Annotated in this window: 13 protein-coding genes and 1 pseudogene; 6 read left to right on the top strand and 8 right to left on the bottom strand. The window is 63.9% G+C overall.

Annotation, left to right across the window (positions count from 1 at the left end; translation table 11 throughout):
• Nucleotides 1-40: 40 nt before the first annotated feature.
• Entirely contained in the window at nt 41-2,227 is a 2,187-nt protein-coding gene (locus tag DCM79_RS27620) for a molybdopterin cofactor-binding domain-containing protein (RefSeq protein ID WP_257177246.1), read from the bottom strand.
• Between the two features lie 11 nt (nt 2,228-2,238).
• Nucleotides 2,239-2,688: a (2Fe-2S)-binding protein gene (locus DCM79_RS27625; RefSeq protein ID WP_028135089.1), complete on the bottom strand. Its 450-nt coding sequence runs from the start codon at nt 2,686-2,688 to the stop codon at nt 2,239-2,241.
• A 267-nt stretch (nt 2,689-2,955) separates the two neighbouring features.
• On the opposite strand from DCM79_RS27625, the gene DCM79_RS27630 reads away from it, so the two are divergent.
• Nucleotides 2,956-4,575: a B12-binding domain-containing radical SAM protein gene (locus tag DCM79_RS27630; RefSeq protein ID WP_257180862.1), complete on the top strand. Its 1,620-nt coding sequence runs from the start codon at nt 2,956-2,958 to the stop codon at nt 4,573-4,575.
• A 7-nt stretch (nt 4,576-4,582) separates the two neighbouring features.
• Here the strand turns inward: DCM79_RS27630 and DCM79_RS27635 are convergent, their stop codons facing one another.
• Nucleotides 4,583-5,971, bottom strand: a complete 1,389-nt coding sequence (locus DCM79_RS27635; protein ID WP_257177247.1) for an MFS transporter — start codon at nt 5,969-5,971, stop codon at nt 4,583-4,585.
• Nucleotides 5,972-6,353: 382 nt separating this feature from the next.
• On the opposite strand from DCM79_RS27635, the gene cax reads away from it, so the two are divergent.
• Nucleotides 6,354-7,454 (top strand): calcium/proton exchanger, encoded by a 1,101-nt coding sequence (gene cax, locus DCM79_RS27640; protein ID WP_257180863.1) that lies wholly within the window; start codon nt 6,354-6,356, stop codon nt 7,452-7,454.
• Between the two features lie 136 nt (nt 7,455-7,590).
• On the opposite strand, the gene DCM79_RS27645 is transcribed toward cax, so the two are convergent.
• From DCM79_RS27645 to DCM79_RS27665, 5 genes are all read right to left on the bottom strand, one after another.
• Nucleotides 7,591-9,318, bottom strand: coding sequence for a SulP family inorganic anion transporter (locus DCM79_RS27645; RefSeq protein ID WP_257177248.1), 1,728 nt, complete (start codon nt 9,316-9,318; stop codon nt 7,591-7,593).
• Nucleotides 9,319-9,648: 330 nt separating this feature from the next.
• The gene (locus DCM79_RS27650) at nt 9,649-9,924 is read right to left on the bottom strand and encodes a hypothetical protein (RefSeq protein ID WP_257177249.1); all 276 of its coding nucleotides are present in this window, start codon (nt 9,922-9,924) and stop codon (nt 9,649-9,651) included.
• Between the two features lie 14 nt (nt 9,925-9,938).
• The gene (locus DCM79_RS27655; protein ID WP_257177250.1) at nt 9,939-10,370 is read right to left on the bottom strand and encodes a pyridoxamine 5'-phosphate oxidase family protein; all 432 of its coding nucleotides are present in this window, start codon (nt 10,368-10,370) and stop codon (nt 9,939-9,941) included.
• 120 nt (nt 10,371-10,490) lie between these two features.
• On the bottom strand, nt 10,491-10,667 hold the full coding sequence (locus DCM79_RS27660; RefSeq protein ID WP_257177251.1) for a hypothetical protein: 177 nt from the start codon (nt 10,665-10,667) through the stop codon (nt 10,491-10,493).
• Between the two features lie 187 nt (nt 10,668-10,854).
• Entirely contained in the window at nt 10,855-11,598 is a 744-nt protein-coding gene (locus tag DCM79_RS27665; RefSeq protein ID WP_257180864.1) for an SDR family NAD(P)-dependent oxidoreductase, read from the bottom strand.
• A gap of 147 nt (nt 11,599-11,745) precedes the next feature.
• On the opposite strand from DCM79_RS27665, the gene DCM79_RS27670 reads away from it, so the two are divergent.
• The 4 genes and pseudogenes from DCM79_RS27670 to DCM79_RS27685 all read left to right on the top strand — a co-directional run bounded on the left by DCM79_RS27670 (nt 11,746) and on the right by DCM79_RS27685 (nt 15,851).
• Nucleotides 11,746-12,516, top strand: a complete 771-nt coding sequence (locus tag DCM79_RS27670) for a methyltransferase domain-containing protein (protein WP_257177252.1) — start codon at nt 11,746-11,748, stop codon at nt 12,514-12,516.
• Nucleotides 12,517-12,709: 193 nt separating this feature from the next.
• A complete protein-coding gene (locus DCM79_RS27675; protein WP_257177253.1) occupies nt 12,710-13,711 on the top strand; it encodes a DctP family TRAP transporter solute-binding subunit in 1,002 nt (333 codons plus the stop codon).
• Between the two features lie 154 nt (nt 13,712-13,865).
• A pseudogene (locus DCM79_RS27680) lies at nt 13,866-14,342 on the top strand (TRAP transporter small permease); the annotation flags it as partial.
• A gap of 228 nt (nt 14,343-14,570) precedes the next feature.
• The gene (locus DCM79_RS27685) at nt 14,571-15,851 is read left to right on the top strand and encodes a TRAP transporter large permease (RefSeq protein WP_257180866.1); all 1,281 of its coding nucleotides are present in this window, start codon (nt 14,571-14,573) and stop codon (nt 15,849-15,851) included.
• Nucleotides 15,852-15,973 lie beyond the last annotated feature (122 nt).

The raw sequence follows: 15,973 nt of genomic DNA on the forward strand, positions 1-15,973 counted from the left end.
AAGCGTGCGGCGGCGGCCGTCGTGGCCGCCGCCGCGTGTCTCAGGCAAAGGTGATGTTCTGGTCGCGCAGCGGCACCGAGCGGATGCGTTTGCCGGTCGCGGCGAAATACGCGTTGAGCACCGCCGGCGCCGCGACGCCGATGGTCGGCTCGCCGACACCGCCCCAGAACCCGCCGCTCGGCACCATCACCGTTTCCACTTTCGGCATCTCGCCGATGCGCATCGAATTGTAGGTGTCGAAGTTGGTCTGCTCGATCTTGCCGTCCTTGACGGTGCAGCCGCCATAGAAAAGCGCGGACAGCCCATAGACGAAGGAGCCCGCGACCTGTCGCTCGACCTGCGCCGGATTGACGACGTAGCCGGGATCGGTGGAGGCGACGATGCGATGCACCTTGATCTTGCTGCCGTCGGTCACCGAGATCTCGGCGGCGCCGGCGACATAGCTGCCATAGCCCATCACTTGCGCGATGCCGCGATAGACGCCCTGCGGTGCCGGCTTGTCCCAGCCGATCTTCTCGGCGACCGCATTGAGCACCGCGAGGTGCTTGGGGTGATTGCCCATGAGCTTGCGCCGGAATTCGAGCGGGTCCTGGCCTGCGGCCTGGGCCAGCTCGTCCATGAAGCATTCCATGTAGATCGCGTTGTGATTGACGTTGACGCCGCGCCAGAAGCCGGGCGGGACGTGCGGGTTGCGCATCGCGTGCTCGACCAACAGATTCGGCACCGAATAGCCGAACGCGGCCTCGCCGGATTGGGCGACACCCTGGAAGGCGGCCGGATCCATGCCGTTCTGCAGCGCTTCCGGGCGGAGCGAGAACAGGATCGATTGCCCGGACAGACGGTAGTGCAGCGCGATCAGATTGTTGTTGGCATCGAACGCGCCGGTCATCTTGCACTGGGTGATCGGATGATACCTGCCGTGCGCCATGTCCTCTTCGCGCGACCACAACAGCTTGACCGGGGTGCCCGGCATCTGCTTGGCGATCATCACGGCCTGACGGACATAATCGGTCTGGCCGCGCCGGCCGAAGCCGCCGCCAAGCATCACCTTGTGGACGTCGCACTTCTCCGCCGGCAGCCCGGAGGCCTCCAGCACCGCTGCGAACGCCGCTTCGCCGTTCTGCGTGCCGCACCACACCTCGCATTTGTCCGCGCTGTAGAGCGCGGTGGCGTTCATCGGCTCCATGGTGGCGTGGTTCTGGTAGGGATAGGAGTAGACGGCCTCCACCTTCTTGGCGGCACTGGCAATGGCGGCTTTGGCGTCGCCATTCTTGTTGCCGACATAGGCCGGCTGGTCGTCCTTGAGCCCCTCGGCCAGCCACTTTGCAATCGACTCGCTCGAGACCTTGGCGTTGTCACCCTCATCCCAGACGATCGGCAGCGCGTCGAGCGCGGTCTTGGCGTGCCACCAGGTGTCGGCGACCACGGCAACCGCGGTATCGCCGACCTTGACGACCTTCTTGACGCCTTTCATGGCGGCGATCTTGGATTCGTCAAAACTCTTCAGCTTGCCGCCGAATACCGGGCAGTCCTTGATCGCGGCGTTCAACATGCCCGGCAGCTTGATGTCGGCGCCGTAGATCATGGCGCCGGTGGTCTTGTCGAGGGTGTCGAGCCGCTTCACGCCCTTGCCGATCAGCTTCCAGTCCTTCGGATCCTTCAGCTTGACCTCGGCCGGCGGCGTCAGCTTCGCGGCGGCTTCGGCGACCTTGCCGTAGGTCGTGGTGCGGCCCGACGGCTTGTGGGTAATGACGCTGTTTTCGGCCGTGCATTCGGCGGCCGGCACTTTCCATCCGTCGGCGGCGGCCTGGATCAGCATCACGCGCGCGGTGGCGCCGCCCTTGCGGACATAATCCTGCGAGGAGCGGATGCCGCGGCTGCCGCCGGTGGAGAAATCGCCCCAGACGCGCTTGCGGGCGACGCTCGTGCCGGGTGTCGGGTATTCGGTCGTGACCTTGGTCCAGTCGCATTCGAGCTCCTCGGCCACGAGCTGGGCGAGGCCTGTGAGCGAGCCCTGGCCCATCTCGGAGCGGGCGATGCGGATCACGATAGTGTCATCGGGCCGGATCACGACCCAGGCGCCGATCTCGGGCGAGCCGTCCGCGGCGCGGACCACGGCGGGGCCGCCGAAGGGGATGTCGAGACCGATGGCGAGGCCGGCGCCGAGCGTGGCGCTGCCGATGACGAAGGCACGGCGGTTCATCCTGGGAGAAACATGCTTGTTCATGAGGCGGCTCCTTACGCGCTGGCGATCGTGTGGATCGCTTCACGCACCTGTTGGAAGGTGCCGCAGCGGCAGATGTTGGTGATGGCCTCGTCGATGTCGGCGTCGGTCGGTTTCGGCTTCTCGTTCAGCAGCGCGGCCACGGCCATGATCATGCCGCTCTGGCAATAGCCGCATTGCGGCACGTCCTGGGCGATCCAGGCCTCCTGCACCTTGTGCAGCGTGTCGCCCGAGGCGAGCCCTTCGATCGTGGTGATCTTCTTGCCTTCGGCCTCGCTGACCGAAACCCCGCAGGAGCGGGTGGCGACGCCTTCGATGTGAACCGTGCAGGCACCGCATTGTGCAATGCCGCAACCGTATTTCGTGCCGGTCAGGCCGGCATTCTCGCGAATCGCCCACAGCAGGGGCGTATCCGGCTCGACGTCGAGGGTGAAGGTTTTTCCGTTGATTGTTAGGTTTGCCATCGCAGTCCCCTGATTGGTCCAATCCACCGATTGAACTCAGGCGCGCAATGTGTCCGGCAAACTGGAACGGTTCAAATCAACAGTCCGAGGGGTCGCTGCGAGGAATCTGGCCGTCGCGGGCCGCAAGATCTCTCTTCAGGCGCCGGCTGCCGGGCTTGAGGCGACGTCTGCGGTTCCAGCGCATGTGGCCGAGCGACAGTTTGTCCTTTTTGCCGGGATGCAAGACGACCGCGCTTTGCTACACTGCGCCGACGCAAAAGGAGTTCCATCGACGTGCCAAGCCCCTGCAACGTGTTGATGCTCTATCCGCTGTTCACGGCGGAATCGTTCTGGAGCTTTGGCGAATCCTGCAAGCTGATGGGGGTGCGGCGTCCCGCGGCCCCGCTCGGATTGATCACCGTCGCGGCGATGTTGCCCGAGAGCTGGACGGTCCGGCTGATCGACTGCAACACGCAGGCGCTCGATGACGACGAGCTCGCCTGGGCCGACGTCGTCTTCACCGGCGGCATGTTGCCGCAGCAGGCGGATACGCTGCGCTTGATCGATATGTGCCGCGCGGCGGGCAAGCCGGTGGTCGTCGGCGGTCCCGATCCCACCTCCAGCCCGCACATCTATGAGAAGGCCGACTTCCGGGTGCTCGGCGAGGCCGAGAGCGTCATCGACGACTTCATCGCGGCCTGGGAGAGCGGGGCACGCTCCGGCACCTTCACCGCGCCGAAGTTCCAAGCCGACGTCACCAAGACGCCGGTGCCGCGCTTCGACCTCCTGAAGTTCGAGGACTATCTCTATCTCGGAGTGCAATATTCCCGCGGCTGCCCCTTCACCTGCGAGTTCTGCGACATCATCGAGCTCTACGGCCGCGTGCCAAGGACCAAGACGGTCGAGCAGATGTTCGTCGAGCTCGAGACGCTCTACAAGATGGGCTACCGCGGCCATCTCGACTTCGTCGACGACAACTTCATCGGCAACAAGAAGTCGCTGCGCCAGTTCCTGCCGCAGCTCGCCGAGTGGCAGCGCGCCCATGGTTACCCCTTCGAGCTATCGACCGAGGCGTCGGTCAATCTCGCCGACGATCCTGAACTCCTGGAGCTGATGGGCGCGGCCAACTTCTTCGCCATCTTCGTGGGCATCGAGAGTCCCGACCCTGCGACCCTGGTCGCGATGCGCAAGAAGCAGAACACAAGGCGCAACATCGCCGAGAGCATCCACAAGATCTATGCCGCCGGCATGCTGGTCACCGCCGGCTTCATCGTCGGCTTCGACAATGAGAAGGTCTCGATGGCCGATGCGATGATCGATTTCATCGAGGAGGCCGCGATTCCCGTCGCCATGGTCGGCCTGCTCTACGCGTTGCCGAACACGCAGCTGACGCGGCGGCTGGAGCGCGAAGGGCGGCTGCATCCGGGCCACGACGTGGCGCCGACCATCGGTGCCGATCAATGCACGGCCGGCATCAACTTCGATCCGGTCCGCCCGCTGCGCGAAATTCTGACGGACTACAAGCGGGTGCTGGAGCACATCTACAGTCCGGCAGCCTATGCGGGACGCATCGAACGCCTGATGACGTTGCTCGATCGATCCAGGCAGCGCTCCGAGCTGACCGAAGGGGATATCCGCTCCAAGCTGGGGGCGATGGAAACGGTGCACAAGGTGGTCACCGCCCTTCCCGAGGCGCGGGCGCCGCTGTGGCAGGCCTTCATGAACTGCGCCAAGCGCGATACGTCATCTGCACGCATCGCGGTGCAGATGATCGCCGCCTACGCCCACCTCGGACCGTACTCGCGCAAGGTCATCGCTGCCATCGACACGCGCCTTGCCGCGATCGAGGACGAGACGGTCGTTCCGGCGGCGACGTCCGGCATGACGGCCGCCCGGCATCTGGCCTAAGGGGGCCCTACTTCACCGCCAGCCGCAGGAAGCTCATCACGCTGCCGAGGGCGGCAAAGCCGGCGCCGAGCGCCAGCGCCAGCGTTGCGCCCTCGTGGCCGGCGAGCGCAAAGCAGGCGGCGGCAAGCGCGGCGCCTGTCGTCTGTCCCGTCAGGCGTGCGGTGGCGACGATGCCCGAGGCGCTGCCGCTGCGATGCGGCGGCGCGCTCGACATCACCGCCTTCATGTTCGGCGCCTGAAAGAAGCCGAACCCCATGCCGCAGATCACCATCCGCCAGATAATGTCGGCAATGGCAGGGTTGGCGGGAAGCGTCGCGAGCAGCGCCATGCCGAGGCCGAGCAGCACGAGGCCGATGCCGCCGAGCAGGCCGACTGCGTGGCGATCGGACAGGCGGCCGGCGATCGGCGCCATGATGCCGACCACCAGCGGCCACGGCGTCATGAAGAAGCCGGTCTCGACCTGCGAGCGGCCGAGCACGTCCTCGAAATAGAACGGCAGCGAGACGAAGGCGAGGCCCTGGACCGCGAATGAGCACACGGCCGTTGCCGCCGACAGCGCGAACATCGGCCGGGCGAACAGGTCGATCGGCAGCATCGGCGCGGGATGGTCGGCGTGCCGGCGCGTCAGGATCAAGCCGAGCGAGAGCGCGGCGACCAACTCGGTGCCAACGAGCACCGGCGACAGATTGTGCGCCGCGCTGCCGATGCCGGTGATGAACAGGCCGAGGCAAGCCGAAGCCAGGATCGCGCCGAGGAAATCGAAGCCGTGATCGGCGCGCGGCGTCTTCGGCAGCATCGCAAAGCCGATGCCGATCGCGACGAGGCCGAACGGGATGTTGACGGCGAATAGCCAGGGCCACGGGCCGAACGCCAGGATGGCCGACGCAATCGACGGCCCGAAGGTGAAGGCGGTCGCGACCACCAGCGCGTTGTGGCCGAAGCCGCGGCCGAGCATCCGTCCGGGATAGACGAAGCGCACCAGCGCGGTGTTGACGCTCATGATGCCGCTGGCGCCGAGGCCCTGCAGCGTGCGCGCGAGCAGGAGGCTGTCCAGCGACCACGCCACCGCGCAGAACAGCGAGGCGATGGTGAACAGGATCAGGCCGCCGAGATAGATGCGCTGGTGCCCGACGATCTCGCCGAGCGCGCCGAGCGGCAGCAGCGTTGCCACCAGCGCGATCTGGTAGACGTTGACGACCCAGACCGACTGCTCCGGGCTGACGTGCAGATCCGCGGCAATGGCTGGCAGAGCGATGTTGGCGATCGCGGTGTCGAGCGAGGCCATCGCCAGCGCGGTGAAGATCGCGGCGATCGCCCAGCGCCGCTGGGCTGCCGGGAGACCATCGGCGACGGGGCGGTCGGGCTCGCGCGCAGCGGCGGGTAACGTGGTTGTCATTGCGTTCGCGCGGCGCTCCGGCGCGTGGCTCCAAGGTCCAATTGGCATGTACTACGGTGGGACCGCCTTCCACAGCCATCCGCCTGCATGCTGTCTATGCGCGAAAAGGTGCGGCGGCGGTGCCCGGGGCTCAAGACAAAAATCGAAAAACAACCCCATGCACAGTAGAGTGCCCCTTGAAAGATAAGGGATTTTCGAAACGCCGCGTCGGCGGTTGCGATCACGTTGACGCATCGGCCAAATCCCTGCGGCTGCAAACCGCGGACGCATACGATGAAGCCCGCGGCGCGCGCATCGGTCGGCCGACGTTGAGCCAGATCAACACTCCCGCAGCAGGCTCGCGGACCTTTCCTGGAGGGCATCGATGGAAGGGGCCGCCGATATGCAGATCCTGCTCAGGGAGATCCGGAATACTCCTTTGCTGTGGATGCTCGCCTTCGTGCCTATCGTACTGGTGGCCGAGAAGGCGGCTCCGCAGTCCCACACGCTGCTGTTCGTGCTGGCCGTGCTTGCCATCGTGCCGCTGGCGGCCCTGCTCAGTCATGCTACCGAAGCCGTGGCAGCGAAGACTGGTGATGCCGTTGGCGGGCTGCTCAATGCTACGCTCGGCAACCTGACGGAACTGATCATCGCCATCACGGCACTGCATGCGGGCCAGTACATGCTAGTGAAGGCCTCGATTGCGGGCGCGATCGTCACCAACGCGGTGTTCATGCTGGGGGCCTGCCTGCTGCTCGGCGGCCTGCGCTACCATGTTCAGGAGTTCAACCGTGCCGGCGCGCGGCTATCATCGGGTCTGCTCCTGATGGCAACCGTGGCCCTGCTCGCGCCGTCGGCGGTCGCCGATCTCGATCACCTGCCGCAGGATGGCGGCATCCTGACCAAGCTCAGCCTCGGCATTTCGATCCTGCTGATCCTCGCTTACGGACTCGGCCTGTGGTTCTCGCTCGTGACCCACAAGGAATTGTTTGCCAGCGCCGACCACGGCGACGACAAGGAGGCGCACTGGCCGATCGGAATAGCCGTGGGCACGCTTCTGGTCGTCACGGTGCTGGTCGCGCTGGTCAGCGAGATCTTCGTGGAATCGGTGCAAAAGGCGGCGGAAACCTTCGGGATGAGCCCGGCTTTTGTCGGCTTCATCGTCGTCTCGCTGGTCGGGGCCGCAGCCGAGTTTGCGGTGGCTTTTGCCGCTGCACGTAAGGACCGGCTCGACATGGCGGTGAGCATCGCGCTCGGCAGCGCCTCGCAGATCGCGCTGTTCGTGGCACCCGCGCTGGTGTTGCTCAGCTACGTGGTCGGGCCGAAGCCCATGGACCTGCAGTTCTGGCCGGGCGCCGTCACCATGGTGATGATCGCGACGGTCACGTCCGCCTACATCACCGCCAGCGGCCGCTCCGCGTGGTTCGTCGGCGCGCTGATGATCTTCATCTATGCGGTCTTTGCGCTGACGCTGTATGTCGTTCCGCCGGTGGGCCAGGGATAGACTGCATCGGTTTGCCGGCGGCTCATCGGAGAATGGCCGGCTTGCGGCAAGTCATCTGCCGGCGAGGCTATTTCGTTGTCGCGGGTAGGCCCAGTCACTGCAGGCGCGAGCGGGTCATATTCGCCGCTCTGCCTTTCTACGGGCCGACCTTGACCTCATCCTCCCAGTCCTCCCACGCGACGTCATTGATCTCCAGATAGCTCGAAACGGCCGAGCCGATGGTCGGAAAGAACTGGGCTTCGCCAAGCTGAGCATACAAACCAAAACGCTTCAGCTTGTCCTTCACGGGATCCTTGAGCTCGGCAAAGCAGAGTTCAATGCCCCTGGCCTTGAGCGCCTCGTCCAGTTCGGCAACAGTATCGCAGGCGGTTACGTCTACGCTCGTGACCGGTTCGGCGGCGACGACCAGCCAGCGCACGGGTGTTGGCGATGTTTCGATCGCGGCGAGAATTCGCTCCTTGAAGAACTCGGCGTTGGCGAAGAACAGCGGCGCATCCCATCGGAACAGCACCAGTCCGGGGATCAAACGGGCATCGGGATATCTCGTGATGTCGTGATAGCCCTTGACGCCGTACGCGCGCCCGAGAATGGCGGAGTGCGGACGCCAGCCGTCCCACAGGAATTCCGCAATCGCCACCGCAACGGCGAGGCCGATTCCCGGAATTGGGCCGAACACGGCCACGCCCACGAAGCACAGCACGGTCAACCAGAACTCCCACCGCTGGATCCGGTAGATCCGCTTGAGATCGTTGATCTCGATCAGGCCGATCGCGGCTGCGATCACCACTGCCGCCAATGCGGCGTTCGGCAGGTGCTGCAACAAATTGGGCGCAAGCAGTAGAAGGAACGCGATCGCGATCGCGCCGACGACATTCGCCAGCTGGGTGCGCGCGCCGGCGGTTTCGGCAACCGGCGTACGCGACGAGCTGCTGCTGATCGGAAAACCCTGAAAGAAGCCGGTCGCCAGGTTGGCTGCGCCAAGACCCACCATTTCCTGGTTGGGATCGACCTTGTCACCCAAACGAGCAGCATAGGTTCGCGACAACACGCTGGTGTCGGCGAACGAGACCAGGGCGATGGCGGATCCGCCGGCCAGCACGGGGATCAGATCGCCGTATCCGATCTTGGGAATCGCGAAAGCCGGCAGACCTTGCGGAAGTGGCCCCAGGACTTTCACACCATGACCGGTTGCCAGATCAAGCAGTGCGACGACAAGGGTCGCTCCGACGACGGCAATCAGGACTCCCGGAAGTCGTTTGCTGCCCTTAAGCAGCAGGATGACGATCAGCGTGCCAAGCCCGACTGCGAATGCGGCCCTGTTCATCTTGCCTTCGTGGATCCCGGTGGCGATAGCCCAAAGGTCTTTCAGCGGGCCCTCGCTCTCGATCGAGAAGCCGAGCAGCTTTGGCAGCTGGCTAATCAAAACGGTCAGCGCGATGCCGTTCATGTAGCCATAGCGTATCGGCTTGGACAGAAGCTCGGTCAAAAACCCCAACCGCGCGATGCCCGCCACAATGAGCATAGCTCCTGAAACGAGCGCCATCATCGCGGCAAGCATCGCTGCGCGCACCGGATCACCGCCAGACAAGGGGGCAATCACGCCGAGGATGACGGCAGCCAGCGCCGAGTCGGGGCCAAGCACGACGATGCGGCTCGGACCGAACATCGCGTAGACAAGAAGAGGGACGATGGTGGCGTAGAGCCCGTGGATGCCCGGCAGGCCGGACGCCGCGGCATAAGCAATTCCGACCGGAACGAGCATGGCCGCCAGCGCGAGACCTGCGAAAACATCGTGCCGAAGCCAATCAGATTCGTAGTGGCGAAGCGTATGGATTCCGGGGACCCAACGTGTCCAATCGTTCACGGAGTTCACTCCAATGGCCGGCCGCCCTGCGGGCTATGGCCAATTACCGCGGCAGTCTGGTGTCGGCTCGCCGATCGCGCGCAAAGATCTGGCAGCGTCTCGAACGTTCCCTTGACGCAAATCAACGTTGTCGACGCCTCGACGCTGCTGCGGCGTAGCAACGTTCAGGACGTGGAGCAAGAACCTGCATTTCCGGAATTGATACCGTCGCTCCCCATCCCCCGGGGGCAGATCGCATTTGGCGCGTTGCGCGAACTGAGCGCGTCTCGAAGCAGGGCCGCAAGCTTGCAGCGGCAGGGCCGTCGTCTCACCCGTCGATTGTCTCCCGGTTCACGGCAGAAGCGTCGTGAACTCATAGATGACGACGGCGGCGCCGAGACAGCGCCGCCAGGGGTTCACGCCGCGAACGATCTCGTCGATGCCCCAGATGACGAGTCCGCCTTTCAATACGATCGTCAAGCCGACGCTGGCTTTGCCTGCGGAAGGCCAGATCCAGAGCAGAACGCCCGCAACGATCACGGTCCACAAAAGGAGATTGGGCCACTGCGCGACGGTGATGGCACCGGTCTCGCGGTTCTGGAAGAACCACCGAAGGAATCGCCGCACGATGAACTCGCCGATCAGAGCTCAATTTCACCCTCGTCTCGCCCCTTCCAATAGGTCACGCGGCTAGCCTTGACCTTGATCAGGACGATGCCCGGCGTATCGATGCCGTTCTCGAACCATTTGTCGAGATCGCTGGTCCAATGCTGTTGAAAGGCCGCCTTGTCACGGATCAGCTCGGCGGTCCCTTCGACGGCGATGTAGATGCCCTTTGAGAACAGGCCTGCTTCCGACGAAAACCCGAGCGCCACTTTCGGGTTTCGCTGGATGTCCGATACGGTACGAGTCCGCTCATGGGCAAAATAGTATGACGTGCCGTCGTAGGCGACATCCCCGTTGTTGCTCATGGGACGGTTGGCGATCTGGCCGTTGTCGGTGTGGGTCGAAAGAATGGCGATGTCGATGCCGGCCATTTCCTTTGCGATCTCGGCGAGCGATGTCTTGGACATAGACTTTCCTCCAGTGGGCCCGGAGCAACGGCGCGATCCCACGCATGTTCCGCGCGCTCGTATTGCCCAAACAAAAACCGCCCCCGGTTTCGACCGGAGGCGGCTTTGAACTGGATCGGATCAGTGTCCGGTGCCGGGCTTGGTGGTCTTCGGCGGCTTGCCGTCTTCCATGCGGCCCTCGTTGCGAAGATCGCGTCCCTCCTGAGCCTTGCGCTGGCTCTCGGGGTCCTTGCCGTGCTCGTTCATCTCTTCCTTGATGTAACCGGCACTTTCCTTGATCTTGCCTTCAACGCTCATGATGGTCTCCTTTATATATAGGAGCCAACGCGCTGGCGGACTGACCGTTCCGGCATCACCGGGCAGTGATGTTGCGCGGAACCAGCGTGTGGGATGGGAAGAGCACTTGCGAAACCCATCATGCTGCGGCTTGACTTGGATCGATGGGTTTCGCTGCGCTCACCCATCCTACGGGATCGGTCTTTGTCTAGAACTGATACCGCCGCAATCCGCCGTCCACCGGGATCACCGTGCCCGTGATGTACCGCGCCACCGGTGAGGCCAGGAACACCGCGAGCGCCGCCAGATCCTCCGGCTCGCCCCAATAGCCGACCGGAATTTCCTCTTCCGCAAAGCGCTCGCGATAATCGGGCGCGTAGTTGCGGCGGATCTGCTCGCTCATGATGCGGCCGGGCGGGATGCAATTGATGGTGATGCCGTGCTCGCCGATCTCGCGCGACAGGCCCTTGGCCCAGGCGTGCACCGCGGCCTTGGCGGCGAAGGCGGCGTTGAGGCCTTCGGGCTCGGACTTGCCGGTGATGTTGACGATGCGGCCCCATTTGCGTTCGATCATCTGCGGCAGCAGCGCATGCGCGATGCGGCGGTAGCTGGTGAAGTTCAGCGCGATCGCCTCGTCCCATTTGCTGTCGGGCGCATCGACCGGCAGCGGCCGGCTGCCGCCGGCATTGTTGACGAGGATGTCGACATGGCCGAGCTCCTTCAAGGTGAAGGAAGCGATCCGCTCCGCCGCGTCCTTGGCCATGACGTCCTGCTCGAACGGCGTGATCAGCCCGCCGCCGACTTCCTTCACGAGCTCTGCGAGCAAGTCGCCGCGCCGCGCCACGCCGACCACGCGCACGCCTTCGGCCGCGAGGCCCTTGGCAATGGCGCGTCCGATGCCGATGCTCGCGCCGGTGACAACAGCGGTTTTCGATTTGAGCCCGAGGTCCATGGTCACACGCTCTCTTGGTTGTTCTTGCTTGTCGCTGATCGTTTCCTGTCCCGTCCCGCCGGCCTTGCGAATTGCCTGAGCGGGACGAGCAGTGGTAACCAAGAGCGACGTTGAAGGAAACACGAAAAAGAAAAATGGCGTTGAGCGATGGTCTGGGATCCGCAGCAATATCTGAAATTCTCCGGCCATCGGCTCCGGCCCGCCGTCGACCTCTTGATGCGGATTCCGGATTTTGGCCCGCGCGAGATTGTCGATCTCGGCGCGGGCGCCGGCAACGTCACGAAACTGATCAAGGAGCGCTGGCCGGAGGCGAGCGTGACCGGCGTCGAAGGTTCGGCCGAGATGGTCGCCGCCGGCCGCAAGGCGGCACCGGATGTGCAATGGTCACAGGAAGATCTCGGCCATTGGCATCCGGCCAGGCAATACGACCTGATCTATTCCAATGCCGCACTGCATTGGCTGCCCAATCATGCGGCACTGTTTCCGTCGGTGATGGAGAGGGTGAAGCCTGGCGGCATGCTTGCGGTGCAGATGCCGCGCAACTTCCTGGCGCCGTCGCATGTGTTGATCGGCGAGACCGCGCTCGATGGTCCCTGGCGATCCAAGGTCGAGCATCTCGTCACGCCGCCGCCGGTCGAGGGCCCGGCCTACTACCATGATCTTCTCGCGCCGATGTCGGCCAATATCGACATCTGGGAGACCGAATATCTGCAAGTGCTCGACGGCGACAACCCGGTCAAGGAATGGACCAAGGGGACCTGGCTGACGCGCTATCTCGACGTGCTCTCAGGCGACGAGAAGATCGCGTTCGAAGCCGCCTATGGCGCGCGCGTTGCGAAAGCCTACCCGAAGAATGCGGCAGGGCAGACCCTGTTCCCGTTCCGCCGTCTCTTCATGGTCGCCCAGCGCAAGGGCTGATGCATTGCCGCAATGCACATAAGCGCTCTTTCCCACGGACGGGCCCGCATGCCGGGTTGCGCAGACAGCGTCCGTCAAGATAGCTTGGGTGCGGTAAATTGGGCTTAGGTCTGGTTGTTCGGCTTGCGGATTGCTGCCAGTACTGACCGCAAAACAAAAAGAACCCGGTTTCGAGGTTGTTGGGGAGGTTTTCATGCGCAAACTGCTACTCGCGGTCGCGGCGGCCGCATTCGGTCTGGCCCCCGCCGCTGCGCCGGCGCAAGCCCCGATCGTCATCAAGTTCAGCCACGTCGTCGCCAACGACACCCCGAAAGGGAAGGGCTCGCTGAAATTCAAGGAGCTGGCCGAGAAATACACCGACGGCAAGGTCAAGGTCGAAGTCTACCCGAACTCCACGCTCTACAAGGACAAGGAGGAGATCGAGGCTCTGCAGCTCGGCTCGGTGCAGATGCTCGCGCCCTCCACCGCGAAATTCGCGCCGCTCGGCGTCAAGGAGTTCGAAGCGCTGGATCTGCCCTGGCTGTTCAAGGACGATGCGGTGTATGCCAACGCGATGAAGGGTACGATCGGCAAATGGCTGTTCCAGAAGCTGGAGGCCAAGGGCATCACCGGTCTCGCCTATTGGGACAACGGCTTCCACATGCTCTCCGCCAACCGCGCCTTGCTGAAGCCGACGGATTTCCAGGGTCTCAAATTCCGCATCTCCGGATCGAAGATCGCCGACCAATATCTCCGCATCATGGGCTCGATCCCTCAAATCATGGCGTTCTCGGAAGTTTACCAGGCCCTGCAGACCGGCGTGGTCGACGGCTGCGAGAACACCGCGTCGAACTACCTGACGCAGAAGTTCTACGAGGTGCAAAAGGACATCACCGTGTCCTATCATGCCCATCTGCAATATGCCGTGATCGTCAATTCCAAGTTCTGGTCGGGCCTGCCGCCCGACATCCGCGCCCAGCTCGACAAGGCGATGGCGGAGGCGACCGACTACACCAACTCGATCGCGCGCCAGGAGAACGAGGACGCGCTGGCCGCGATCAAGAAGACGGGCAAGACCAATCTGCACTATCTCACCGATGCCGACCGCAAGGCCTGGCAAGAGGCGATGCAGCCGACGTATAAATGGGCAAAGGGGCGGGTCGGGCAGGAGGTGCTCGATCTCCTTGCCAAGGAACTCGACGTCAAGATGAACTGACGGGCTGCGCCCCAATAAGAAATGCCGACGGTCGGGCGTGATCGCACTCCCGGCCGTTTCGCTCTTGAATGGACGAACCGAAGCTGGGGGGACCAAGTTGCTGCGAGTGCTGAATCGTTTTCTCGATCATCTCGAGGAATGGCTGATCGCGACGATGATCGCGGCCGCGACGTCGCTGATCTTCGTCGCCGTGCTGCACCGCTACGGCGCCGGCCTGTCGATCGACATCGCCAAATGGGCGGAAGCCCGCAACCTGGCTTTCCTGGCCGTCCCGATGCGCGCGGTGTTCGCCTGGCTTGCCGCGCTCGACCTGTCCTGGGCGCAGGAGCTCTGCATCTACATGTTCATCTGGATGGCTAAGTTCGGCGCCGCATACGGCGTGCGGACCGGCATCCATGTCGGCGTCGACGTGCTCGTCAACATTCTCCCCGGTGGGTCGCGCCGGCGCGTCATCACCTTCGGCCTGCTGTGCGGCGCACTTTTCACCGCTATCATCGGCTATTTCGGCGCCGCCTTCGTCAGCCACATGTGGCACAGCGGTCAGCAGTCCAACGATCTGGAAGCGCCGATGTGGATGGTCTATCTCACCATCCCGGTCGGCTCCGGCCTGATGTGCTTCCGCTTCCTGCAGGTCGCCTGGTCGTTCTACCGCACCGGCGAGCTGCCGCACCACGACGTGGCGGGCGTCGAAGGCGTTGAGGGTGTCGAGGTGGATCCGGTGCATCCGGCCCCGGTCACGCCCACGCAGGTGGCCAGGGACGAGCGCAGCCCGCTCGGCTGGATCCTGATGCTGCTGCCGGTCCTGATCGTTGCCGTGTGTATCGCGCATGCGGCCCACATCATCGCGCTGCCGCAAGGCCTGCGCGTCTTCATCGTGTTCGCGCTATTGCTGTCCTTGATGCTGACGGGCATGCCGATCTCGATCGCGCTGGGTCTCACCGTGCTCAGCTTCATGTTCACGCTCACCGACGTGCGAACCGAATCGGTGGCGCTGAAGCTGTTCACCGGCATCGAGAACTTCGAGATCATGGCGATCCCGTTCTTCATCCTGGCCGGTAACTTCCTGACCCATGGCGGGGTGGCGCGGCGGATGATCGCCTTCGCAACCTCCCTGGTCGGCCATTGGTACGGCGGTCTCGCGTTGTCGGGTGTGGTGGCCTGCGCGCTGTTCGCCGCGATCTCCGGCTCGTCGCCGGCGACCGTGGTGGCGATCGGCTCGGTGATCCTGCCGGCGATGGTCGCGCAAGGCTTCCCGAAGCGGTTCGGCGCCGGCGTGATCACGACCTCGGGCTCGCTCGGCATCCTGATTCCGCCCTCGATCCCGATGGTGCTCTACGCCGTCTCCACCAACAGCTCAGTCGGAAAACTGTTCATTGCCGGCATCGTCCCCGGGCTTGCGCTCGCTTCGTTGCTCGGCGCCACGACGTTCTATCGCGCCTGGCGCAACGATTATCCGCGGATGCGGAAGGCGACGTTGATGGAGCGTCTCGACGCCTTCCGCAAGTCGATCTGGGGCATCCTGCTCATCGTGATCGTGATCGGCGGCATCTACAGCGGCCTGTTCACGCCGACCGAAGCCGCCGCCGTCAGCGCGGTCTACGCCTTCATCGTCGCGGTGTTCATCTACAAGGATCTGAAGCTGCGCGACGTGCCGCGGGTGCTGCTGTCATCGGCGAACCTCTCGGCGATGCTGCTCTACATCATCACCAACGCCGTGCTGTTCTCGTTCCTGATGACCTACGAGAACGTGCCGCAGGCGCTGGCGCAATGGATGATCGACCAGGGCCTGGGGTGGATCGGGTTCCTGCTGCTCGTCAACCTGCTGCTGCTGATCGCAGGCAACGTGATGGAGCCGTCCTCCATCATCCTGATCATGGCGCCGATCCTGTTTCCGGTCGCGGTCAAGCTCGGCATCGATCCCATTCATTTCGGCATCCTGATGACGGTCAACATGGAGGTGGGCCTGTGCCATCCGCCTGTCGGCCTCAATCTCTACGTCGCCTCCGGCATCGCCAAGATGGGGATCACAGAGCTCACGGTCGCGGTGTGGCCATGGCTGCTCACCATGCTGGGTTTCCTCGTGGTGGTGACATATTGGCCCGGCTTGTCGCTGTGGCTGCCGAGGCTGCTGGGGATGTAGCGGGAAGGTCACTTGGTAGCCTGGATGAAGCGCAAGCGTAATCCGGGCCTTTCTTCCAGCGCGTCGACTTTCCCGGATTGCGCTTCGCTCCATCCGGGCTACGTATCCTTCCGTCGCCGATG

This window comes from Bradyrhizobium sp. WBOS07, from assembly GCF_024585165.1.
GTDB lineage: Bacteria > Pseudomonadota > Alphaproteobacteria > Rhizobiales > Xanthobacteraceae > Bradyrhizobium > Bradyrhizobium japonicum_B.